Origin of the sequence: Tsuneonella suprasediminis (genome assembly GCF_003605755.1) — a bacterium.
Lineage (GTDB): Bacteria > Pseudomonadota > Alphaproteobacteria > Sphingomonadales > Sphingomonadaceae > Tsuneonella > Tsuneonella suprasediminis.
In genome coordinates, this window is sequence record NZ_RAHJ01000022.1 from 1 (window position 1) to 22,413 (window position 22,413).

Below are 22,413 nucleotides of genomic sequence, written 5' to 3' on the forward strand. Positions count from 1 at the left end.
TCGGGGTGAGTATGGGGTCGAGCCGATCTGCCGGGTTCTGCCGATCGCCCCATCAACCTACCACGAGCGTGTCGCACAGCGCCGCGATCCGTCGCGCCTGTCACCACGCGCCCAGCGCGACGAAGCAATGAAGCCCGAGGTTCAGCGCGTGTTCGATGCCAACTTCAAGGTCTACGGGTATCGCAAGGTGTGGCGGCAGATGCAGCGCGAGGGCTTCGATATTGCCCGCTGCACGGTGGAACGGCTGATGCGTGAGCTGGGCCTGCAGGGCGTGATCCGGGGGAAGCCGGTGAAGACGACGATGAGCGACAAGGCAGCGCCATGTCCGCTCGATCAGGTCAACCGCCAGTTCCATGCACCGGCACCCAACATGCTGTGGGTCTCGGACTTCACCTACGTCGCGACGTGGTCCGGGTTCGTCTATGTCGCCTTCGTGATCGACGTTTACGCCCGCTATATCGTGGGCTGGCGGGTGAGCAGAACGGCGCATGCCAGCTTTGTACTCGATGCCCTGGAGCAGGCGATCCATGACCGACGGCCTGTTCACCGTGGCGGCCTGATCCACCACAGTGATCGTGGCAGCCAATATGTCTCGATCAAGTATACCGAGCGTCTTGCCGAAGCCGGGATCGAACCATCGGTCGGCAGTGTTGGCGACAGCTACGACAACGCCTTGGCCGAAACGATCAACGGCCTTTACAAGGCCGAGGTCATCCACCGCCGAGGTCCGTGGCGATCATTTGAAGCCGTGGAATACGCCACGCTCGAATGGGTCGACTGGTTCAACAACCGGCGCCTGCTCGCGCCCATCGGCAATATCCCGCCTGCCGAAGCTGAAGCACGATACTACGCCATGCTGGACGACACGCCCATGGCGGCATAATTTAAACCAAATGGCCTCCGGCAATCCCGGGGCGGTTCACTTGGCCCGCTCAGCGTATATGTGCAGGCGGCTGAAGCGCGCAGCTTCACGCTCGCCGGTCAGCGGCTGGGCATCTCATCATCTGCCGTGGGCAAGGCAGTCGCGCGGCTTGAAGAGCGGCTGGGAGTGAAGCTGCTGCATCGCTCGACGCGTTCGATCACACTCACGCCGGAAGGCAGCATGTTCCTTGCCCGGTGTCGCCAGATCCTGGCGGAGATGGAAGCCGCCGAACTCGAACTGTCGCAGACACGGGAGAAGCCGACCGGGCTACTGCGTGTCAGCATGCCACTGGTGGGCATGCTGATGATGCCGACATTGTCTGCCTTCATGGAGACCTGGCCCGATATCGAGCTAGATATCGATTTTACCGATCGCGTCGTCGATGTGATCGAGGAAGGGTTCGATGCGGTCATCCGTACCGGCGATGTCAGCGATTCACGGCTGATGACACGCACACTCGGCGAAGTTCGCTTCAAGCTGGTCGGAACACCGGCCTATTTTGAACGCAACGGGGTTCCTTCCCGGGTGGAGGAGCTCACCTCTCATCGCTGCCTGCTTCACCGCTATCCTTCGACCGGTAAGTTTGAGCTTTGGTTTCCCGGTGATGGCGATGGGGTGTCTTCGGACAACTTGCCAAGAGCGGCCGTTTCGAACGCTATCGAGCCGCTGCTGGAAATGACGAAATCCGGACTCGGCGTCGCATGCCTGCCAGATTTTTCAGTCAATCAATACCTTGAGTCAGGTCAGCTCATCAGTGTTTTGGACGACACGGTGAAGCATTCTGCCACGTTTCGCCTCCTGTGGCCCTCAAGCCGCTTTGTGTCTCCCAAAGTACGAGTTTTTGTAGATTATCTGGCCAACAGCCTTTTCCTCGCGACCACACGCTAAGTCTGGGCATCGCGCGTAAAACCCCTCGATCTGGGACAACCGTTCACAGGGGGGAGGGAATATCTTGCTTCTACAAAATCGAGGAAGCGCTTTAGCACAGGATTGTCGTTCTCTTCATGCCAATAGCCCGAGAATCCAAGCCAGACCTGGCCGCCATTTTCGTGGATCTCTCGGAAGATTATTCCCGGGTAGTGAAATCCAACTGCGGTCTCTGTGACAATTGAAATATGCTTGCCAAGAGACACAACACTAAGGAGAGAGTCTCGGCAGATTTCTTCGACATCGATGGTGGGGCGTACCCCTGAATTGGCGAGCTTTCCGTATAATATTTGAGCATTTTCTGGGCCGGTTTCATGCGCTGCTAGGAGAAAATGCTCACCTGCAAGGTCCGGCCAGGTAATCCGCTCGCGCACTGCCAGATCGTGTTGCTCCGGTAACGCCACCAGAATGCGTTCGCTCCAAAACGGTCTGGCTCGAAGCCCCGCATAGAAAATCTCGCCCGCCATCACAGCGAGGTCGAGTGTTCGGTTTTCCAATCCCCCAAGGAGCCTTTTTCGCTCACGTTCGACGCCGCGCATTTTAACGTCTGGGTGCTTATCGCCGAACTCGGTTACGGTCGCTCGCAGGTTGCCTGCCGAAAAGGATGTGTGAAATCCGACTGTCAGATGTCCGGTCGTTCCACAGCATGTTGCTCGAACCCACGAATTCAACTCATCAAATTCCGTCACTAGGCGTTCGACAGATCGAATATAGAACTCGCCATGTTCCGTGAGCTTGGCGCCGCGCAAACTGCGATCAAATAGATGCATTCCGAGCCGTTTCTCGATGTGGCCGATCTGTCGACTGAGCGTTGCCTGTTTTATATTCAGGAGACGCGCGGCACGGCTGAAACTTCCAGCGTCAGCTGCTGCCAGAAGATACCTCAATTGCTTCAGTTCAATCAAAGCTGCGCTCGTGACGCGGCGCAGAATGCGAAAGTTCGGAAAGCAGAATCGTCTCGAACCTTATTGCGATCTTATCGAGCTCAGCTTTTGCCTGCGCTTTGGCTTTTGCGACAAACTCTGGCGCTCGTGCGGTTCCCTCCAATCGGATTGAGGTCACGTCTCCAAGGCCGATCGTTTGGAAGATCCTTGTCACGTAGGGAGTCAGAAAATCAGGCTGGCTCGCCGCGCCCCCCGAAAACAGGCCGCCACAGGCGATGATCAGCGCCACCGGACGTTCTTCTAGCAGGCCAATCTTGCCCGACGAGGTGGGCCGAAATGTGCGCTCGGGACGCACAACCATGTCTATCCACGCCTTGAAAGCAGCAGGCACCGTGAAATTGTGCATCGGCATGTCGATGATGATCGCGCTTGCCTGTTCGACTTCGGCGATCAGGTGCTCCGATACGGTCAGAGCGTCCGACTTGTTTGCAAATGATCTCGTGCTCGCTGACAGGCTGGCTTGCACGAAACTGGCGCAGGGGAAAGGCGGCGGCGTTTCGGCAAGATCGCGGACCACGACCGGGAGATCGATCGCGCTTTTGAGCCGCTCGACAAGGTGGCGGCCCAATTCGCGACTGTGAGACCCGGCCTGCTGCGGGCTGGCGCTGATATGCAGGATGCTCATGCCGGAAACGGCGCGTGGTCGGAGTTGATATCATAGGAAAACCGCAGTGCGCGGGGCAGCAATCCTTCGCGATAGTAAAATCTGTGCCCCAGTGAATTCGAAAGCGCCGTATCCAGAACCAGCAGACTGACATCGTGCTTGCCGCACTCGGCCTTGAGTCTCTCGAGCAAACGATGCCCGGCACCGCTTCCCCTGCGATCCTCGTCGGTCACGAGATCGTCCACGTAGAGATGCGGACCGTAAATGAGGTTTTCCTGGATGCGGTAACCGGCCAGCGCGACAGGTTGCTCGCCTTTCCAAAGCGCGAGCAGACTGTATCCGCTAGCTTTCTGCCGTTGCCATCGCGCAATGAAATCGCCCTCGTTTTCGAGGTGCGGTCGTAATTGTTGCATCAGAGGAAAACAGAGCGCCACATCCTCTTGCGTTTCGGCATGCCTAAAGGTGAGCGGCTGATGCCATTCTTCCCGCAACACGCTCATAATGCATGTGTCCCAGCGTTCCCCATTCACCGACGCGGATGAGCGGCGTGTGCCTTCACGGTTGAGGCCCAGTTTTTCATAGGTTTTTATGGCCACCGAATTCCAGGCGTAGACATTCAATTCGACACGCTCGATCGCTTCGAAGCCGAAGGCATGCTCAGTGACGAGGCGCAGCATCTGGCTGCCTTTTCCCTGGCCCCTCATTTGCGGAGCAATGACCACGCGCGACAGGGTCGCATTGCCGTTGCGCCAATCCAGCGCGAGCTGGATGTGACCGACAAATTCGCCGTCCTCCTGCGCCATCCAGCAGAGCCGGATGGGAGGATTCGTCCTTCCTTCGTCGAGCATCGCCTGAAGCATTTGTGCTGTGAGAGGATAGCTGACGGTCGGGCCGCCCCATTGCACGGCTTCGACTTCATTGGTGAACCAGCTGCAGACGAGATCGAAATGCTCAGCGGTAAACGGGACCAAATGGATCATGGGAATTCTTCGTATTCAGGGAGAGGAAGGACGGGCTGGCGGAATGGCTAGCGGGGAATCGGAGGCGGAAAACGCAGGCCCGCAGCGATGCGATTCCAGTTGTTGATTGCGCCGACTGTCACGGTGAGAAGCACTGCCTCTTGCTCATCGAACACAGCGCGCAGGTCTTCCCAATCGCTCTCGCCGGGGGATGTGCAGGCGAGCTCCGTCAGCAGCTCTGCCCAGCGCAGCGCCGCCATTTCGCGTTCCGAGAAAATGCCGGCGTCGCGCCAGGCTGCAACCAGCCCAAGCTTTGTCTCATCGACAGGCAGCTTGCGGGCGATATTGAGATGGAGCTGGATGCAAAAGGCGCAGCCGTTGATTTGCGACACGCGCAGCTTCACCAGCTCGGTCAGCTCCTTCTCAAGCCCGGCATCATCCACACATTTGCCCAAGGCGAGCAGCGCTGCGTGGGCGTCGGGTTGAGACGTTCTGAAATCGTCATAGGTCATAGGTCTTTCTCCATTCTCTGAAGGTCGGGGTTCTGTTCGCAGCCCGGTGATCGATCCGTGGCAAACGGAAGGTCTTCGCCCTCCCGCAATGCTGTCAGAATGTCGGAGAAGCGTGTGTCGTAGCGCAGGCCGAGAACGCTTTGCGAATGGCTTGAATCGTAGACGCGCGAGATGGATGCCGGCAGTTGCCGCCCCCGGCGGGCGAACAGCCGGGCTGCCTCTGGAAACAGACGTCCGATGACTGCCTTGGCATTGCGTTTGAGGTCGTTTGTGTCGTCGCGCACGAAGGGTGTCGGCGCGGACAGGATGAACGTGTCGAACCCAAGCGCCGGTGCTCTCTCCAAGGCGAGGACATGTGCTCGCGCAACGTCATCGACCATCAGGCGGCAATTCAGAAATTCATTTGCCTTGTGGTTGTCCGCGCTCAGATCCGGTTGTGCGCTATCCTCTCCGGGGAAGAACCGGCCTGGTCGCAGGACGATGCAGTTCATGCGATGCTGAAGGGAATGCAGGCGGCATAGCTGTTCCGCTGCGAGCTTGGTCACGCCGTAGACATTGCGCGGCTCGAGCGGAGCATAGCTCTCGTCAAACCAGACCGCTCTCGAGGATGTCCCACTATGCACGGCCTCGCAGGCCATAAGCGATGTGGTCGACGTGAAGACGAAGCGGTCGACCCCGGCGGCGCGCGATGCCTCCAGCATGTTCAGCGTGCCCTGCACATTGGTGTCCACGAAGGCAGAGGAGGGGCATCGGGCAAGGTCGGGCTGATGCAGTCCGCCCGCATGAATCACCGCGTCGATATCCGCATTGGAAAATGCCCGGTCGACCATACTGCGATCCGAAACCGAACCGACAATCCCAGTGTACTCGCCGGGCGCGATATCGAACCCGGTGACGTCGTGCCCCTCTTCGGCCAGCATCGGCGCCAGGAAGCGGCCGAGCCATCCCGAAGATCCGGTCAGCAGAACGTGCATGTCTGTTCCTCCTTCATAACAGGGCCAGTCCGACCGAGGCGAGCAGCATGAGTGCGAAGGCGATGTTGGCTACCCGGCCGGTTTTCGGATGGTTGAGGAATTTCGAGAATGTCGCCCCGAAGGCGAGCCATGCTGTCTGGCTGACGATGATCACGCCGGTTAGCGAAGCCAGTTTGGCGATCATGTCCAGCAGCAGATCATCTGCAACAATGCTATGTCCTGAGTAGACCGCACCGATCGCGGCAAAGGCCTTGGGGTTCGCAACGGCGAGCGCAAATCCCGGCACAAAAGCGGGCGGCTTCGTGGCAGACGTCGCAACGTGGCCCACGGGCGCGCTCGCGATTTTCCATGCAAGATAGAGGATATAGGCGAGCGCCAGCACCATCAGCGCGGTGAGCGCGGCTGGCCAGGCAAGCAGCAATGCCGTGACGCCGCTTGCGATCATCAGGAGCACAGCGACCGTTCCGGCCATGACGCCGCACAGATAGGGCAAGCCGGGGCGAAAGCCGAATGCCGATCCGAGCCCGGCAAGGCTCACCGTTACCGGGCCGGGGCTCCCCATGAGTGGGAAGGCTGCGAGCAGAAGGAAAGCCAAGTTCTCCATTGGCTAGGTCGCCAGCCCGGGCGTGAGGGGCCGCTCTCTTACGAACAAGTGCAGCACGGCAGAGAGCAAGCCCAACAGGATCGATACGCGCCAGATCAGCGCGTAATTGCCGTAGTAGTCATACCAATCCCCGGCGAGCCAGACGCCAGCGAAGCTGCCAAGCTGATGACTGAGAAACACGAATCCGAACAGCGTGCCCATCACGCGTGGTCCGAACATCGTCAGCACCAGCGCGCTCGTCAGCGGCAGGGTCGAGAGCCACAAAACACCCATACCGAAGGCGAAGATCATCACCGATGGGGGCGTGACCGGCTGGCTGATGAAAGAGAGAATGACCAAGGCCCGCAAGGCGTAGATCGCTGACAGGATGTAGGGTTTGGGAAAGATCATGCTCAGCTGTGCGGCGAGAACCGTGCCGAGGATATTGGCCAGCCCGACCATCGACAGGGCCTTGAGGCCGAACGCGCGCAATTCCTCCGGCGACATGCTGGTGCCGGTGCAGAAATTCTCGACATAATTGGGCAGGTGGGCGGTGATGAAGCCGAGATGGAATCCGCAGACAAAGAAGCCCGCGTTCAGGAACAGGAAGCCGGGGTGTCGGCAGGCAGACACAACCGTGCCGACAAGCGCGGCCGGAGCGATGCGCCGGCTTTCGCCGGGCCTGTCGCCTTGGCTGGGGGTGGTTCGCAAATAGGGAATGCACAGGGCCATCGGCGCAAGCATCGCCGCGAGGACGAGCATGGTCAGCCGCCAGTCCAGCCATTCCATGAGCCACGCAGCCACGAGCGGTACAACGACCTGTCCCGCTGAGCCCAAAGCTGACGCGATGCCGAGATAGAGGCTGCGCTTTTCGACGGGTGCGGCTCTGCCGACCACCGCCAGGACAATGCCGAATGCCGTGCCCGATATGCCCATTCCGACCAGCAGTCCGGCGCCCAGATGCTGGGCTAGTGGTGTCGTCCCGAGCGCGCAGACGACCATGCCCAGGGTGTAAAAGCCAAGGCCGATCCACAAGGCACGCCGGTCGCCATAGCGGTCGGCAATCATGCCGAAGACGGGCTGTGCGAGGCCCCATACGAGATTCTGGATCGCGATCGAGAGTGAGAATATCTCGATCCTGCCGCTAAACAGGTCGTTCGAGAGCGGTTCGACGATACCACCGAATACTGAGCGGACCCCAAAGGCTAGCGCCAGTATTACCCCACCAGCGAGAATGACTGGGAGCATCGAACGCTTGTGCGGCGTGGATGTCTCGTCGATGACTGGCAACGCGCGTTCTGCTCCCGATTGGTTCAGTCCCCTGAGAAGAGGCCGAAACTTGACCGCTGCGTAGCACCCACCTATCAATTCGAATAACGAATGTATTTGAATTGTGAGTTCATAAATTCGAAAGTGAAAACCTCGTTCGACATCGACTCTCTGCGGGCCATTGTGGTCGGCGCAGACCTGGGCAGCTTCTCGCGCGCAGCGGTGCAACTAGGGCGCTCGCAATCGGCGATCAGCATGCAACTCAAGAAGCTTGAGGAGCAGGCAGGCGCGCAGTTGTTCGCGCGCAAAGGCAGGGGGCTCGTCCCCACCGCCGTCGGCGAAGCGCTGATCGCCTATGCCCGCAAGATCGTGGACCTGAATGACGAAGCGGCGCTCGCCCTGGGCGCTGCCACCAATACCGGTGTTGTGCGCCTCGGATTGCCGCAGGATTTTTTCGAGGACGTAATGCCGGCAACGCTCACCGCGTTCTCCAGTCGGCATCCGACGGCGCAGGTCGATATCCGCGCTGGTCAAAATCACAAGCTTGCCGAGGAAGTTGCCGCAGGCAGGCTGGACGGCGCCATCGTCTATTTCGACGAGGGTTCCGGTGGCGAAGGGGAGCTGCTCTGCACCTTGCCGATGCGCTGGCTTGCCCATGAGAGCTTCAAGCCCGCGGGGGCGAAGCCAGTTCCGCTGGTGATGTTCGACCACCCCTGCCTGTTTCGCAAGGCGGCGCTCTCCGCCCTCGACCGTGCCAGACTGCCGTGGCGCGCGGCGGTGACAACCCCTAGCCTCTCCTATGTCTGGGCTGCACTTCGCTCGAAGCTTGGAATAGCTGTGCGCACTGCGCATGGCGTCCCGGAGGATATGGTCTGCGTCGACGGCAGGTTCGGCCTTCCCGACCTGCCTCCCATCGAAATCCGCCTGCTCACCTCGCAAACCGCTTCATCTGCCGCGGAGGATATGTGTGGAATCCTGCGCGGAGAGGCAAATCGGCTGATCACGCCGACTTGATAACCAGATGGCGTGTACGGAGCTGAAAGGATCTCATCATGACAGAAGGACCACAACGTCCGATAGCGGCAACCATTGCAGTGGTTTTGCGTGAGGGTCAGGTCCTGCTGGTTCGCAGGGCCAATCCGCCAGATGCAGGGCGGTGGGGTTTTCCCGGCGGCAAGATCGAAACCGGCGAAACCATCGAACAGGCTGCCATTCGCGAACTTTACGAGGAAACCGAGATCCGAGGCGAGGCCTTGCAGACCTTCACCGCCGTCGATGTCTTCGACCATGATGAGCATGGCGGGCTTCGTCGGCACTTTATCCTTATTGCCGTGCTATGCCGATGGTGTTCAGGCGAACCTGTTGCTGGTGATGATGCGCTCGAAGCCAGATGGTTCGACCTTGCGGACCTCGAGGACGCAAACGTCGCACTCAGTCTGAATGTCAGCGAAGTTGCATGGCAGGCCGCCGCCATGCGCGACGATTTTTCCGAAACCCTGTAATAGCCCTTGCCAGAGAGTTGATTGGGACATCAGCCGAGGCTGCCGTTCGGATAGGCTATTCCCCGCTGGCCTTCCTTTGCCGCGGTTGGCCCGTGCGCTTGCAGCATAAGGAAACGTCCAAGCGCCGCCTTCCGGGAGCTTCGATCTAGCGCGAAATGTTTGTGGGAGAGCGCTGCCCCGTCGAGTAACGCCTGAATGTAACCCGACACTGTGTCGGCAGCCATGATGAGCGCAGCATCGAGGGTGTGGACGTAACGGCTAGTAATCGAACCCGATGCGTGGCCGAGTAGTGCCGCAATCGTGATCTCGGTGAAACCCAAATCGTTCGCTATGCTGGCAAAGCTATGTCGAAGCGTATGGGCGGTGAGATCCGATAACTCTGTATCGGCGAAGATCTTTTCCCAATGACGGGGGAAGCTGCCGAACGGCCCTTCGGGGTTCCTCTCGCCTGGAAACACATAGACGCTGTCCTCGCCCATCTGGCGCTCGTCGAAATACTCCACGATGGGCAGTCCCATCGGCCGAACTGACTGGCCTTCTTTGGTGTCCTCGAACCGGAAGGCGCTGCCTGCCGTGTCTATTTCCGCTGCCTTAGCCTCAATGATCTCTCCGCGTCGGCACCCTGACATAGCGATGAGCCGGATGATATCGACCGTTCTCGTGTAGCGCGGGTCCATTGCTGCTTTGTCGAGGATACGCCCAAGAGTGCGATATTCATCCTCGCTTAGCCGACGCTTGCGCACCGCGTCTTTTGGTTTGCGGACTCCGTGAGCAGGATTGCATTCAATTATGCCAAGCTCATCCCGCGCATAGGTGAAGATGCCGCCCAGCAGACCGACCGTCCGGCTAGCCGCTCCAAGGCCACCTCGGACAATGGACTTGCCGCGCAGCTTGTTCGTCCTCTCTGTGGAGCGCGTTTTGCCGGCCATGATGTCCTTCATCATCGCTGTCACGTCCGCCTTGGTGACGTGGGTTACGCGCTTCGAGCCGAGCAACGGGATGATGTGGCGCGTGATCCGGCCGAGATCGGTAATCTTTGTGCTGGCCTTTTTGGGCCGTCCGCCTTTGCCGAGAATCCGGCCGGCTTCCAATTCCGCCATATACAGCTCGCACAATTCCTTGACCGACATCGCCCGGCGGGCGCCGTTTCGATCTTCGAGCGGGTCGTTGCCCTTGGCGACATCAGCTAGCGCCTGGATCGCCAACGTCCGCGCCTGCTCCGCCGTGACGGTGCCATGACGACCGAGTTTCATACGGCGCCGGACATTGTTGGAATTGCGATAGTCGACAAAATAAGTTCGCGTGCCTGAAGGCAGCACGAATACGCCGAAGCCTTTCAGATCGCTGCACCAAATAGTATATTGCCGATCGCGCAGGTCGGCTTTGTCGACGACGGTTTTCGTCAGTTTTGGCATTTGCACCTCGCTAGAGCGGGTCCAGAAAACTCACCAAAATCTCACCACCAGATCGAAAACTGTGGGGTGACTTTGCGTAGTCTGGAATACCCTCATTGTCAATAAATCACTGCATAAACAGTTACTTAGAGAGCTCTGGCGTTGGATTGAAAAGCCTAGCGTAGCGTTGTGGTTCTAACTCCGAAGGCAGAGGTCACAGGTTCGAATCCTGTCGGGTGCGCCACGTTTTCAAGGGCTTATTGGGGCATCGGGAGGGCCTCAGTTTGCCGGGGCAACCGCTAGGGAACTCTCGAGGTAACTGAAGGTGATTCCTATCGTTGACTCTGACTCACTATCAGGTTGCCCAATAGTGCTCCACCCGGTAGAACCGCACGAGCGATGCGGAAGGAGCGAATGTGAAGTTCATCGAGGATCAGACGGCCCAAAAGCTGCGGGGTGGCTACTACACCCCCCTCGATCTCGCTTCCTTCATCGCCCGCTGGATTGCCGACCTCAAGCCTGACAAGGTCCTCGAGCCGAGCTGCGGTGACGGCGCCTTTCTTCAAGCGATGGCGGATGTCGGCGCGTTCTCGAAGGCGGCGATCACCGGCTTCGAGCTTGACGATGACGAAGCCGCGAAGGCCGCCCGGCGGGCCAAGGAACTCCGACTGAACCGTGCTGAGGTTCGCTCTGAGGACTTCCTCGGTTGGGCAATCGAGAACATGGGCAAAGGCGGCGACCCGCTGCGCGCTTCTTCGCGTTTGGCCAGTTGATCGTGAAGGGCAGGCGGAGAATGCGGTCACAGTTGTGGCAGTGATCGCCCCCGAATTGCTCCTCGAGGTACTTGTTGAAGCGCTCGACCTCCTTGGCAGTCGGTATGTCACCGCCAATGTACGGCCCGTCCCGTAGCAGCCAAATACCTTGCACCCCATTGCCGCTGTCCACGATGACAGACGGCCGGAGCTCGAAAGCCTCGAGCCGAGCGATTGCGGCGGCCCGGGCGGTCGCCGGGTCCTCGCCCTCCTTCGGGTCAATATCGACCCAGAAGGCGACGGCATCCCGCACGTCCTCCTTGCTCCCCTTCTTGTCGAGAGGGCGCATCGCGGGGTTCACCATGTAGTAAACTCGAAAGCGCGCGCTGCGCTTAGCCCCGCCGATACCCGGCTAGACTGTTTCCTAGTGTAAACGTCGATGAAGTCGAGTGTTTTAGGGGGCTCGAGCCAAGATCAAAAACCCGCTGGACCTCGGCTAGACTGGGTAGCTTAGACCTCCGAAGGTAAACTCGCAATCAGCGCAGTGCGATCCCGCGCCGTGCCAGTTCGCTACCGATCATGCGGACGGCGTATGAGGCATCGTTGAATGCCGAGCGACGGGGCGCTTCTGTCTGGCAACGCAGGGCTTGGGCGAACAGGTCGCGGAGCTGGGCATCGGTTTTCTTGGTCAGGTTCTCACGGGTAAGTTTCATCGTCTCCTCCTTTATATTGCCGCGTCCCGGCATGAGCCGCGTGTCACGAGAAGCCGAATCCGTGGTGTCAGAGGTGATGCATTCCTCGAATTTCGAGGAAGCAAAGGGAATCCGTATGCAGGCTTTACGCCTTGCATCATGTCCGTCTGGAATATGCGGTAGGTTGATTGAGAACAGCGCGCCCTGACGGGCGCTTCGGAAATATGGAGGGGGAGATAAACGAAGCCGTCCCCGCTGGAAATCTTCAGAGAAAATCGATCCCGCGAGGGAATGTGTTTGCCCTTGGGGGTTGCCGTTGCCTAACGGCCCGCGATCTATTCGCTGGCGCTCACGGAGCCGATGTCTCCGCCGTTCGGTGACGATCACTAACGGATTAATGCTGGGTCGCTGCCCCCAGCGCGCTTCGCATCACGTTCCGCCCAGCTTCCTTCACTTGACGTTTCGTACAGCAGGTTCCCCGCGAACGTGCCCACTCCGCTTCGGGGGGGCTGCTATGACTTTGAATGAAACTCTGACACGCGAGGACGTGGAAGAGGCGTTCCGCCGCGCTACCAATAGCGTCGTGGAAGCGGCGGAGCGATGGGCGGCCCGTGCGGAATTTGGTCTGACCGATGAAGAGCTTGCCGAAGCCCTGCGCTATGAGCTCGGGATTGCGGGCGGAACAGGCGGGCGCGGTGCTTTGTGCGTTGCCTATCAAGGCGCGGGCCTGAAAATTTGGGCTGGAAAGTCTGGATGGGCGCTGACTCCGCCCATCCTTGAAGGGCAGCGGACGATAGCCTTCGCACGGGAGTATTGCGGGATTCCCAACCCGTCCGACGAGCAGATGAAGCTATTATAAAATTAGTGCGCTGAAAAATCGGCGCGCCCATGCCCATCATCGGCACGGGCGCGGGGCTTCATGTAGACGACCTTGCGAATAAGGTCAGATTGACTGTGTTGTCGAGGCTTGAGGGGAAAGGTTCACCCTGAACCACAAAACCGAACTTGGCGAGAGGCCCCAGCATCTTGTCGTTTTTTGTGGTGGCGTAAATGCCTTTGGAACCGCCCGCCCCCTCAAGGGCCGCGCCGATCAGCTTCGAGGCAAGGTGCTGACCGCGATAATCAAGATGAACGACGATCCAGCCCAATTCGAGAAGATATGAATCGGCGGATGCACCGACTTTCGCCTTGCGAAAATAGTCGCGCCGATGACTGTCATGCGGACGTTTGACAGCCGCAGTGCCAAACAGCTTGTCCCCATCATAGAGCATGACGAGGGCGACCGCCGCTTCGACCAAGGCGGGCAATGTCTGAGCATTGACCTCGCCCGCCGAGATCACGAGCGCTTTGAACGCATCTTTAGCCTCGTCCGACATGTCCGACGGCGCGACCGTTTTCAGTATGAAATCTGTGCTGGATGCCATCCTCTTGCCCCCGATCATCATTTCATCATGCCTGCGACTTTGGCGCAAGCTTTCCCCCAAGGCTCATACACTGTGAGCATAGCCCCTTTCCCTGCTTCAGCATCAGGGAAAGGACCACCGATATGGCGCGCATATCTGCACAAATGCTCAATGAGTGAAGAGTTGATCTCTATGACCTTTGCGCAGGGCTGGCGGCACCTTGCAGGTCGATCTTGCCGATTTCGCGGCGAACATCGGTATGGCGAGCGCACGGGAGATTGCCGCAATCAAAAGCGGCGAGCCTGTCTTGCCGATTTCCTCAATTCCACGGCTCGCGATCATTATGCTGCGGCTACAGGATCGCGTGAACGCTGCGTATTTCCGTCAGTTGCAGGATGCCTTGGCCTTCGACGAAGCCCAGAGCGAATTGTTCGACCCATCGGAAGATGACGATATTCCGTTTTGACGGGTTTGGCGGTGTTCGAGTGAACTGCTCCTCATTGGTCATTTGTGCGGAGGCCAGATGAACCCTTCGGCTTTCTTCATGGGGATTCCAAGGCCCGTGCGGCGCGGGGATCAATGCGGCTCGCTTCCTCCAATCATTCCATTCATTCCGTGCAGCTCCGCCCCCCGTGAACGGGGCGTTCCGGCATTTGACCCCGCGCCTCAAGCCCCCGTGTCTTTCTTCGCTCCCATGAAGCCGACGGAATCATCCATGCGGCAAATGAAAAGGAGCAATCATATGTCTGACACCACCAAAAACCGTCCCGCCTTCCGTCTCTATTCCGTGACGGGCGAAGGAAAATCCGCCCGCTGGACAGATATCGGCGTGGCGTGGGCAACCCGCGACGGGAGGGGCTTTACGCTCACCCTCAACGCTCTGCCGCTCAATGGTCGCATCGTCATGCGCGAGACGGCAGACAAGGAAAACGAGGCCGCCGCTTGATGCGGCCTCACGAGGTTTGTAAAATCCACGGGTTATAGATCGCACTTATATCTATAATCTGTGGATTCGTTTTTATTATTGCATTTAGAGCTCATAAATTATAAGATGCAATGGATATTGAAATCCACAGATTATGATGAACCACGCCGCACTCGCCCGAAAAAGCCTCGATAGACGCTTTGCCGCCATGCAAAGCGTTGAAATGACGCGCCCGCCAAAAGGATGGATTCGCGCCATTCGCGACGCGCTGGGCATCAATGCCACGCAATTTGCCGCTCGCCTCGGGGTGAAACAACCTCGTATCGCGGCGCTTGAAAAAGCCGAAGTCAGCGGCGTTGCATCCTTGCAAACAATCAGGGAAGCCGCCGAAGCTCTGGGCTGCAAATTTATTTATGCCATCGTGCCCGAAGCCTCACTTGATGATCTTATCCGCGAGCAGGCAGCCAAACGCGCCGAACAGGAATTGCGCCGCATCCATCACACGATGAGTCTGGAAAACCAGTCGCTGGAGGACCGCGATCTTGCGGATGAACGCCAGCGCCTGATCGACGAGCTATTGGCAGGCTCAATGCGCCGCCTGTGGGATGAGCAATGAGCGATCCGCTGTTTGACGAGGATGATGAAGCCAACACCCCTCTGACAGAGGAGGAACGCGCACAGCTCATCCCGACCTATATCACGCAGCGCCGCGAACTGAACGAAGCGGAACTCGCCAATATCAGCGAGGCCACCAAATGGCTCTCGTCGCGCAAGCGCGAGGTGCTGGACGATGCATTCTTACGCGAACTGCACAAACGCATGTTCGGCAAGGTTTGGCAGTGGGCGGGTGGATATCGCACGACCCCGCGCAATATCGGTATCGATGCCTACCGTATCCCGATGGAGGTGCGGCAACTCGTGGACGATGTGCGGCATCAGGTCGAGCATGAGACCTATCCGCCCGATGAGATCGCCGTGCGGTTTTCGCATCGGCTGGTCTCGATCCACCCGTTCCCCAACGGAAACGGGCGTCATTCCCGCATGGTTGCCGACGTGCTTGCCGTTCAACTCGGGCAGAAGCCCTTCACATGGGGGCGAATGAGCCTCGTCGATCCGAGTGCAACCCGAAAAGCCTATATCGCGGCGCTGCAAGCGGCGGACGGTCACGATACCGAGCAGCTTCTCGCCTTCGCCAGATCGTAAAGGGTGACCTCTGGACGGTCTGACCCGAATGAAGCGGTGCCGTGAAAGGCGTACCAGACCGCGATGCGGCTATTGAGGAATGCGGTCAAAACCTTTGCACGGTCGCTCTGGCCAGCTGGCACCACGATTGCCTGCAAGATATCTGAAAGGTGGCCGAATGGCCGGACGAAGCCTTCGCTCCAGTGCAACTCCCGGCTGAGAACGGCCCGGGGAATGCGCTGCTCATGATAGCGGCCAAGCGTATGGCGGGCTATCTGGCATCGCAGGCCTTTGCCGGACCTTACCTCCAAGACCAGTTGCTACTGCCGTTCGCAATGGCCGGCCGTGGAGCGTTCACCACAGTCAAGCTCAGCGAGCACACCCGCACTGCTGTGAACCTGATCGAACGATTTTCGGGGAGGATTTTTCGCTTCTCGGAAACCGACGACGGAGCACATTTGGCAAAGGTTTGCTGATGGCCGCGAGTTGAGCCGTTCGCCGACTGACCGGTTGTAGGCGCGACAATAAGCGAAGCTGCCATTCACTCGACCCGATGCAGAAGAAGCTGCTCGCCTTTCGCGCCGACGATGGCTTCCGGCCAGCCGTGGAGGCCACCGACCCGGCCACGCATATCGCCAAATTTAACCGCGAGGATCTTCCCACGATCGTCCAGAACGAGCATCTTTCGCTTAGCCCGGCCCGCGAGCTTCTCGGCGAAGACGATGTCACGCGCGCGCAGCTAGCAAAGCTGCACGATATCGACGGGATCGCGCTTCTGGTCGAACGCTTCGACAGTCAAGGCGAGGAGCGGCTGCGTCTCGAGGATTTTGCGCAAATCCTCAGCCGACCACGGGGGCGGACCTTCGAAGGCAAATATGACGGGAGCTACGAGGAAGCGGCCGAAATTGTGACCCGCTATTCCGCGCGGGGCCGGGTCGACCTCGACCGGTTCTTCCGTCTTATCGTCTTCAATCTGGTCTTGGGAACGCCGACGCGCACCTCAAGAACTTCTCGCTGCTCGAACGGCCCGAAGGCCTGCGGCTCTCGCCCGCATACGACCTCATCAACACGCTCGCCTACCCCGTCTACGACCGGATTACCGCGCTTTCGATCGGCGGACGCAAACGCGAATTCGATACGGTCGACCGCAAGATCGTCGAGCAATTCGGCCTCGATATCGGCTTGCCCCGCGCTGCCGTCGAGCGCACGCTTGCCGCGCTCGGCAAGGGGTTGGCGACCGCGCGCACGCTCGCGTTCGGGGACAAGGTTCAGCCCGATGATTTCCGCGAAACCTATCGGAACGTCATCCAGGGCCATGCGCAAAGGATCTTCACATGACCGACTGGCCGATCGATTGGCGCGCAACGGTCGACGAAGCCATTCGCCGCCGCAAGGAAGAAGGTCTCAGCCAGCGCAGCCTAGCTGCACTGGCCAGCGTGAGCCTGCCGACGGTCAATGCGTTCGAGCAGGGCCAGATCAACCTGCGCTTTGAAAGGGTAATCGCGATTCTCGAAGCGCTGGACCTCTTCGTGCGACCCGCCGACGAGGGCAGCTTCGAGAGCTTCCTGCACGACTCGCGTCGCCGATGGGAAGACCTCGTCGCACCGCTACCGTCCGATCACCCCTCGCGCCAACCGCTCGGGCACAGCGAACAGACCTACGCCATCCTCGGCCTCGAGGATGTTCCTCCACCCAGCCAGCTTCGCGAGCTCCTGACCGACATCCCCAGGAGTTCCGGATGGACCCCGTTCTGGGTTCCGACCCGGCCGGACCTACGACCCGTCATCGAGGACGGTGCGCTCGAATGCTGGTTGGGCCGGCCCGACACCGACCGGCATTTTCGCGATGCGGCGCATAGCGATTTCTGGCGCGTCACGCGCGATCCCTTCGCCTATCTCCAGCGCGGCTATCAGGAGGACGGTCCGGACAATCTCGAGCCGGGTACGATCTTCGACCTCACTTTGCCTATCTGGCGCACTGCCGAGTTCTTCCTGCATGCAATGAATTTCGCCCGCTTGCTGGGTGCCAGCGATACGACCGAAATCCGTTTCGTAGCTCGCTATACGGGACTCGAGGGCCGCACGTTGATCACCTGGGCAAAGCCGCTGCTGCGCGACGTTCTCGACCATCGGTTGCGCGCACGCTCGCACAAGGTCGAACTCACCACGGCAGCGCAAGTATCCGACCTTGAGCGCAGTCTCGAGGATGTCGTCCATGATTTCGTCGAACCGCTCTACGAACGCTTCGATGGTTACCGACCGTCGATCGAAATGGTAGCGAATCAACTGTCCGAACTGAAGCGGCAGCCTGGTTTCGGCGCTCGTGGAGGGTGAGATGGGACCGTTCGAGGTCTCCAAGGAACTTGTCGCAGGGCTGGACGATGTTCAACTGCGCGCCGTTCTTGAACGCCTGCTTGTTGCCGAGGCCAATTTGCGGGGCATTTCGCATTTCGCCATCGCGGTCGGCGGAAATCAGACAGCAGCCGATGGCGACGTTGATGCATCGATACGGTGGAACGACTTGCCCGAGCCGGCCGACTGGTTGCCGCGGCGGCTGATCTTTTTTCAGTGCAAGACCGAAGCGATGGGCCCGGCGAAGATTCGCGACGAGATGTGGCCTGCGGCAAAGCCGCGCCCGATCTTTTCCGAGCTCGCCACCGAAGCCGGGGCCTATGTCATCTTCTCGACCGAGGATCCCACCAAGTCGGCGATGGACAATCGCTTGAAGGCGATGTGAGACAGCTTGGGCGATCTCGAACAGGCTGACCGGATTCAAATCGATTTCTATGGGGCCGATCGAATTGCGCGCTGGGCCAATCGGCATCCCGGCGTAGCGATCTGGCTGCTCGGCCAAGGCGGCCGCTCGCTAGGCGGATGGCGCCCCTATGGCGACTGGTCGACGGAAGGCGCCACCAGCAAGCCCTATATCGTTGACGACCAGGCCCGTGCGACGTTCGGCGACGACTTGGTCGACATGCATTCAGCAATCGCGAATATACGTGCCGCCCTGCGCGAGCCAGGTGGCGTGGCGCGGCTCGTGGGCTTGTCAGGAATGGGCAAGACACGTCTTGCCGAGGCCCTGTTCGACGAAAATCTTGGCCAAGGGGCATTGCCCAAGGCCAAAGCCATCTACGGCGACGCCGAACGGGATCTAGAGGTGGGCGCCGCGCGGGTCGCTGAGGAACTCATGCTCGCCGGCGCCGACGCCCTTCTTGTCGACGACAACGCCAACGCGGCGATCCACGGCCAACTGGCCGAGATAGCGCGACGGTCCGGCAGCCATATCAGCGTGCTGACAATTGACTATGATATGGGCGCCGACCTTGCGAACCGGGACATAGAGGCTGTCATTCCCGGGCGCTCAAACCGCCGCGTGAAAACCGGGCACGACCGCGAACTCTACAAGCAGCGCAACCAGATCGAGCGCTTCTTCGGACGCCTGAAAATCAACCCCGCCATCGCCACGCGCTACGACCAGCTCGCTGAAAGCTTCCTATCCATGGTCCATATCGCAACCGCCAGATACTGCCCCAAATTCGTCCACGCCGCCCAAACCATCGCAGACAAGTACCCGGTGCCAATTTCAATGAGTCGCTCCAGCACATAGACCAAACAATAGGCCTTGTGGTATTATTTTACCGCTCCGGAAACGCCCGGATTTGCTTGACTTCGCGGACCTTGCGGGACAAATGCGCACCTTCGCGGAACGGGGTGAGCCCCGATTCTCCGCCCATGATCGCCCGGCGACGGGCGTGAACACGAATTAAGGAACACCAGCCATGAAGGCGCTCAGCAAGACGACCCGGTCGATCAAACCGGCCGAGGTCGAAAAGAAATGGCACCTGATCGATGCCGACGGTCTCGTCGTCGGTCGCCTTGCGACGATCGTTGCCAACATCCTGCGCGGCAAGACCAAGCCGAGCTTCACCCCGCATGTCGATTGCGGCGACCACGTGATCGTGATCAACGCCGACAAGGTGCGTTTCACCGGGCGCAAGCTGCAGGACAAACGCTATTACAAGCACACCGGCTATGCTGGCGGCATCAAGGAAACCAGCCCTGCCAAGGTGCTGGAAGGCCGCTTCCCCGAGCGTGTGCTTGAAAAGGCTGTCGAACGCATGATCCCGCGTGGCCCGCTTGGCCGTCAGCAGATGAAGGCGCTGCACCTTTATGCCGGGACCGAGCATCCGCACGACGGGCAGCAGCCCGAAGTGCTCGACGTCGCTTCGATGAATCGCAAGAACAAGGTTGCCAAGTGATGGCTGACGAAAACAACACCGTGTCGGATCTGGCCGACCTCAAGGACATCGCTGGCGACGCCCCCGCGGCGGACGCCGAGGCGATCGCTCAGTCTCCCGCTGCGCCGCTGCGCGAGCAGGAACTGGATCAGCATGGCCGCGCCTATGCCACCGGCCGTCGTAAGGACGCTGTGGCTCGCGTGTGGATCAAACCGGGCACCGGCAAGATCACCGTCAACGGCCGCGATCAGGAAGTGTATTTCGCACGTCCGACGCTGCGTCTGGTTATCAACCAGCCCTTCGGCCTGACCGAACGCACTGGCCAGTATGACGTTATCGCCACCGTACGCGGCGGCGGCCTGTCGGGTCAGGCTGGTGCTGTGAAGCACGGCATTAGCCAGGCACTGAGCAAGTACGAACCGGCCCTGCGGTCCACCGTCAAGGCCGCCGGGTTCCTCACCCGCGACAGCCGTGTGGTCGAACGTAAGAAGTATGGCCGTGCGAAGGCACGTCGCAGCTTCCAGTTCTCGAAGCGCTAAGCGTTTCGGAACGAACGAATTTCGAAAGGGCGGCCCGTTTGGGTCGCCCTTTTCATTTGGCGCGGATCAGCTTGCGGTGCTGCGCGTGATCGCGCGGGCCACTGCCCAACTGACCGGCATCGCAACAACGAAGCCGCCCAATGCGCCCAACAACAGCGATGTCGGATCGGATTTGTTGATTACTAACAACGCAGTAATCGCCACGCCCATCAGCACGGTTGCCACAATGAAATGCAGGATCAATGCAAGGCGGATCATCGCGCCCCTCCTCTCGGTCCCTAAACGACTGGAGGACAGGTCTTAAATCACCAAATCCAGCAAAGATTTGACCGAGATCAGTAAACCGGCGGATCGGTGCGCGGGACGGCACCGACCGGGGCCACGGGTTCGCCCGGTTCACGCGGGGGCATGGCATCTTCGGGGACGGAATCGATCTTCATATCCTCGGTCGGGACCGCCTGCAGATTGCGCGCCTCGACGCACAATTTGCCATCGACGAAAGTCAACTCATTGAAACTTTGGGGAGTCGAGCGGATGCGCTGCGACAAAGTGCCCGCCCCCACCATCCGGACAGGGCCATTGACGGTGTCGGCCATCAGATCGAACGGGTCGTGGACATGCCCGGTCAGCACAGCAACCACATTGCGCTTTGCCAGTTCGGCCAACGCCCGTGTGCCACCGCGGGTGAGCGCCGTTCCCCGTGTACCCACCTCCACCAGCGGGTGATGTGCGGCAACAAGTACCTGTGTTCCTTCGGGAAGTGCGTCGATCGCCGCCAGACATCTGGCCAATGCAGCATCCCCGACCCATCCTTTCGACCAGTTGAGGCGGGGTTGTGCGCGGGCCGTCGTGCGGAGCGACACCACCGCCATGCCTGGCAGGTCGATTTCCTTTTCCACGACCTGCTCCATCCCGTGAAACCGGCGATATGGATCGAAAAAACGCTCCAACGGATTGAAATACGGGAGATCGTGGTTACCCACTTCGACCGTGACCGGTGCCTCCAGCGACAGTATCCAGTCGCGCGCGGCAGCGAATTCGCGGTGACGTGCGCGCATCGTGAGATCGCCGGTAATGACCACCGCATCAGGCTTTCGATTCGCCACTTCCGCAGCGACCCAATCGAGCGCACGGTTGTGTTCGAGCCCGAAATGAACGTCGGACAGGTGGAATAACAACGGTTTATCGGCCATCTGCAGGACCAAGCAGATCGACACCCAGGGTGTCGAGCGAAAACACGACTTGCGGGCCGCCTTCCGACCGTTCTCCGTCGATCATCAACGGGATAGGTGCATTCTCCACAGATCGGCAGACGACCTTGTCCGCCGTGGCCAGATCATCGTGCGGACCAGCCCGAAAATCGCGCGCAAGAATCGCCGCACCTTGTTGAAGTAATGTGAGAAATCCCTCGGCCCCATAACCCGCGATCGCCATCCCGGAAGGGCCGGGGACGAGCCGCACGCCCGAGTACCCTTCCGGTCGTCCGCGCGGAGGATCGACCACTGCGACCATCGGACCGGCAGTGCTTTCGGACGCGGCCTCAATACTTTTTGCCAATAATTCCGGTATGTTACCGTCCCGCAATTCTTCGCGTACATCGGCCCATGTCGCGCCCGGCCCGGCCAGCACTTCGGACAAAGCCAACAGCCCGCCGTCACCCCGAATGCAGGCGCGCCGCTGGGGTGTAAGCCGCCCCTCAGCAAAATCTTTCAATATTTCAAGGGGATCACGCTCCCCAAAAATCGTCCGGCAGAGCAAGTTGAAGGTTCCGCCCGGCAATGGCAGCACCGCCCCGTCGAACCCTTCCAGCCCGGCGATAGTGCGGCTGAGGGTGCCATCGCCGCCGAGAATCACGATCAGTTTTACGCCTGCAAGGCTGGCCTGATCCGCGCTTAAATTTTCGCCTTCGCAACAATCAGTTACACGATCGGGGGCATAGTCCGCATCGCGCAACATTACAGTCACTTCACCTAGTAAAGTGCGGTCGAAGCTTCCGCTGGAACCGTTATAAATCAACCATGTGAGCCGATTGTCCGTCATGCTGCATCAGCGCAAATACGCACAGACAGTTCCCGTTGACACATAACCATCCT

At 59.6% G+C, this 22,413-nt stretch carries 29 protein-coding genes and 1 pseudogene; 17 read left to right on the forward strand and 13 right to left on the reverse strand.

The genetic code is table 11. The features are described from left to right. Positions 1–883: IS3 family transposase (locus D6858_RS14075; RefSeq protein ID WP_120106458.1), on the forward strand; the 883-nt coding region annotated here is incomplete at its 5' end. Positions 884–943: 60 nt separating this feature from the next. Next, a complete protein-coding gene (locus D6858_RS14080; RefSeq protein WP_120111986.1) occupies positions 944–1,810 on the forward strand; it encodes a LysR family transcriptional regulator in 867 nt (288 codons plus the stop codon). Here D6858_RS14080 and D6858_RS14085 read toward each other — a convergent pair. Genes D6858_RS14085 through D6858_RS14115 form a run of 7 tightly spaced genes read right to left on the reverse strand, consistent with a single transcriptional unit; the run spans position 1,807 to position 7,715 of the window. Continuing rightward, complete coding sequence (locus tag D6858_RS14085) at positions 1,807–2,754, reverse strand: LysR family transcriptional regulator (protein WP_120111989.1); 948 nt, start codon at positions 2,752–2,754, stop codon at positions 1,807–1,809. The genes D6858_RS14080 and D6858_RS14085 overlap by 4 nt on opposite strands. Further along, positions 2,747–3,418: an FMN-dependent NADH-azoreductase gene (locus tag D6858_RS14090; RefSeq protein ID WP_120111992.1), complete on the reverse strand. Its 672-nt coding sequence runs from the start codon at positions 3,416–3,418 to the stop codon at positions 2,747–2,749. Before D6858_RS14090 ends, D6858_RS14085 begins: the two co-directional genes overlap by 8 nt. Further along, positions 3,415–4,377, reverse strand: a complete 963-nt coding sequence (locus tag D6858_RS14095; protein WP_120111996.1) for a GNAT family N-acetyltransferase — start codon at positions 4,375–4,377, stop codon at positions 3,415–3,417. Before D6858_RS14095 ends, D6858_RS14090 begins: the two co-directional genes overlap by 4 nt. A 47-nt stretch (positions 4,378–4,424) precedes the next feature. Further along, positions 4,425–4,868: a carboxymuconolactone decarboxylase family protein gene (locus tag D6858_RS14100; RefSeq protein ID WP_120112000.1), complete on the reverse strand. Its 444-nt coding sequence runs from the start codon at positions 4,866–4,868 to the stop codon at positions 4,425–4,427. Then, positions 4,865–5,842, reverse strand: a complete 978-nt coding sequence (locus D6858_RS14105) for an NAD-dependent epimerase/dehydratase family protein (RefSeq protein WP_120112003.1) — start codon at positions 5,840–5,842, stop codon at positions 4,865–4,867. Before D6858_RS14105 ends, D6858_RS14100 begins: the two co-directional genes overlap by 4 nt. Positions 5,843–5,855: 13 nt before the next feature. Further along, the gene (locus tag D6858_RS14110) at positions 5,856–6,404 is read right to left on the reverse strand and encodes a LysE family translocator (RefSeq protein ID WP_205664961.1); all 549 of its coding nucleotides are present in this window, start codon (positions 6,402–6,404) and stop codon (positions 5,856–5,858) included. Between the two features lie 45 nt (positions 6,405–6,449). Next, entirely contained in the window at positions 6,450–7,715 is a 1,266-nt protein-coding gene (locus D6858_RS14115) for an MFS transporter (protein WP_120112009.1), read from the reverse strand. A 123-nt stretch (positions 7,716–7,838) separates the two neighbouring features. Between D6858_RS14115 and D6858_RS14120 the strand changes: the two genes are divergently transcribed. Together D6858_RS14120 and D6858_RS14125 are read left to right on the forward strand one after the other, a co-directional pair. Beyond that, positions 7,839–8,708, forward strand: coding sequence for a LysR substrate-binding domain-containing protein (locus D6858_RS14120; RefSeq protein WP_205664963.1), 870 nt, complete (start codon positions 7,839–7,841; stop codon positions 8,706–8,708). A gap of 38 nt (positions 8,709–8,746) precedes the next feature. Beyond that, entirely contained in the window at positions 8,747–9,196 is a 450-nt protein-coding gene (locus D6858_RS14125) for an NUDIX hydrolase (protein WP_120112013.1), read from the forward strand. 29 nt (positions 9,197–9,225) lie between these two features. Here the strand turns inward: D6858_RS14125 and D6858_RS14130 are convergent, their stop codons facing one another. Next, positions 9,226–10,611 carry a tyrosine-type recombinase/integrase gene (locus D6858_RS14130; RefSeq protein ID WP_120112017.1) on the reverse strand — a complete coding sequence of 462 codons (1,386 nt, stop codon included), beginning with the start codon at positions 10,609–10,611 and terminating at the stop codon, positions 9,226–9,228. Positions 10,612–11,006: 395 nt separating this feature from the next. On the opposite strand from D6858_RS14130, the gene D6858_RS14135 reads away from it, so the two are divergent. Further along, positions 11,007–11,363 (forward strand): N-6 DNA methylase, encoded by a 357-nt coding sequence (locus tag D6858_RS14135; RefSeq protein WP_120112021.1) that lies wholly within the window; start codon positions 11,007–11,009, stop codon positions 11,361–11,363. A gap of 515 nt (positions 11,364–11,878) precedes the next feature. On the opposite strand, the gene D6858_RS15895 is transcribed toward D6858_RS14135, so the two are convergent. After that, positions 11,879–12,055 carry a hypothetical protein gene (locus D6858_RS15895; RefSeq protein ID WP_165859710.1) on the reverse strand — a complete coding sequence of 59 codons (177 nt, stop codon included), beginning with the start codon at positions 12,053–12,055 and terminating at the stop codon, positions 11,879–11,881. Between the two features lie 493 nt (positions 12,056–12,548). Between D6858_RS15895 and D6858_RS14145 the strand changes: the two genes are divergently transcribed. Next, on the forward strand, positions 12,549–12,893 hold the full coding sequence (locus D6858_RS14145; protein WP_120112029.1) for a hypothetical protein: 345 nt from the start codon (positions 12,549–12,551) through the stop codon (positions 12,891–12,893). Between the two features lie 58 nt (positions 12,894–12,951). Here D6858_RS14145 and D6858_RS14150 read toward each other — a convergent pair whose 3' ends face one another. Beyond that, complete coding sequence (locus D6858_RS14150) at positions 12,952–13,479, reverse strand: GNAT family N-acetyltransferase (protein WP_120112033.1); 528 nt, start codon at positions 13,477–13,479, stop codon at positions 12,952–12,954. A gap of 178 nt (positions 13,480–13,657) precedes the next feature. On the opposite strand from D6858_RS14150, the gene D6858_RS14155 reads away from it, so the two are divergent. The 11 genes and pseudogenes from D6858_RS14155 to rpsI all read left to right on the forward strand — a co-directional run bounded on the left by D6858_RS14155 (position 13,658) and on the right by rpsI (position 20,320). Next, on the forward strand, positions 13,658–13,903 hold the full coding sequence (locus tag D6858_RS14155) for a hypothetical protein (RefSeq protein ID WP_133305303.1): 246 nt from the start codon (positions 13,658–13,660) through the stop codon (positions 13,901–13,903). Positions 13,904–14,179: 276 nt separating this feature from the next. Continuing rightward, complete coding sequence (locus D6858_RS14160; RefSeq protein WP_120112038.1) at positions 14,180–14,383, forward strand: hypothetical protein; 204 nt, start codon at positions 14,180–14,182, stop codon at positions 14,381–14,383. 133 nt (positions 14,384–14,516) lie between these two features. Continuing rightward, complete coding sequence (locus tag D6858_RS14165) at positions 14,517–14,978, forward strand: mobile mystery protein A (protein ID WP_120112041.1); 462 nt, start codon at positions 14,517–14,519, stop codon at positions 14,976–14,978. Beyond that, positions 14,975–15,565: a mobile mystery protein B gene (locus tag D6858_RS14170; RefSeq protein WP_120112044.1), complete on the forward strand. Its 591-nt coding sequence runs from the start codon at positions 14,975–14,977 to the stop codon at positions 15,563–15,565. Before D6858_RS14165 ends, D6858_RS14170 begins: the two co-directional genes overlap by 4 nt. 149 nt (positions 15,566–15,714) lie before the next feature. After that, positions 15,715–16,020: an RNA 3'-terminal phosphate cyclase gene (locus tag D6858_RS14180; protein WP_225082239.1), complete on the forward strand. Its 306-nt coding sequence runs from the start codon at positions 15,715–15,717 to the stop codon at positions 16,018–16,020. A gap of 77 nt (positions 16,021–16,097) precedes the next feature. Beyond that, positions 16,098–16,882: pseudogene (locus D6858_RS16340) on the forward strand (HipA domain-containing protein). Next, entirely contained in the window at positions 16,879–17,877 is a 999-nt protein-coding gene (locus D6858_RS14195) for a helix-turn-helix domain-containing protein (protein ID WP_120112055.1), read from the forward strand. The pseudogene D6858_RS16340 and the gene D6858_RS14195 overlap by 4 nt, the downstream one beginning before the upstream one ends. A 1-nt stretch (position 17,878) precedes the next feature. Beyond that, positions 17,879–18,280 (forward strand): hypothetical protein, encoded by a 402-nt coding sequence (locus D6858_RS14200; RefSeq protein ID WP_120112059.1) that lies wholly within the window; start codon positions 17,879–17,881, stop codon positions 18,278–18,280. Positions 18,281–18,286: 6 nt separating this feature from the next. After that, a complete protein-coding gene (locus D6858_RS15990) occupies positions 18,287–19,150 on the forward strand; it encodes a transposase (protein WP_205664965.1) in 864 nt (287 codons plus the stop codon). A gap of 172 nt (positions 19,151–19,322) precedes the next feature. Further along, on the forward strand, positions 19,323–19,802 hold the full coding sequence (rplM, locus tag D6858_RS14210) for a 50S ribosomal protein L13 (RefSeq protein WP_102154779.1): 480 nt from the start codon (positions 19,323–19,325) through the stop codon (positions 19,800–19,802). Next, a complete protein-coding gene (rpsI, locus tag D6858_RS14215) occupies positions 19,802–20,320 on the forward strand; it encodes a 30S ribosomal protein S9 (protein WP_102154778.1) in 519 nt (172 codons plus the stop codon). Before rplM ends, rpsI begins: the two co-directional genes overlap by 1 nt. A 66-nt stretch (positions 20,321–20,386) precedes the next feature. Here rpsI and D6858_RS14220 read toward each other — a convergent pair whose 3' ends face one another. From D6858_RS14220 to D6858_RS14230, 3 genes are all read right to left on the reverse strand, one after another. Further along, positions 20,387–20,578, reverse strand: coding sequence for a CTP synthetase (locus D6858_RS14220; protein WP_120112062.1), 192 nt, complete (start codon positions 20,576–20,578; stop codon positions 20,387–20,389). A gap of 77 nt (positions 20,579–20,655) precedes the next feature. Continuing rightward, positions 20,656–21,513 (reverse strand): metallophosphoesterase family protein, encoded by an 858-nt coding sequence (locus tag D6858_RS14225; protein ID WP_120112065.1) that lies wholly within the window; start codon positions 21,511–21,513, stop codon positions 20,656–20,658. After that, entirely contained in the window at positions 21,503–22,360 is an 858-nt protein-coding gene (locus tag D6858_RS14230; protein WP_120112069.1) for a diacylglycerol/lipid kinase family protein, read from the reverse strand. The genes D6858_RS14225 and D6858_RS14230 overlap by 11 nt, the downstream gene beginning before the upstream one ends. Positions 22,361–22,413 lie beyond the last annotated feature (53 nt).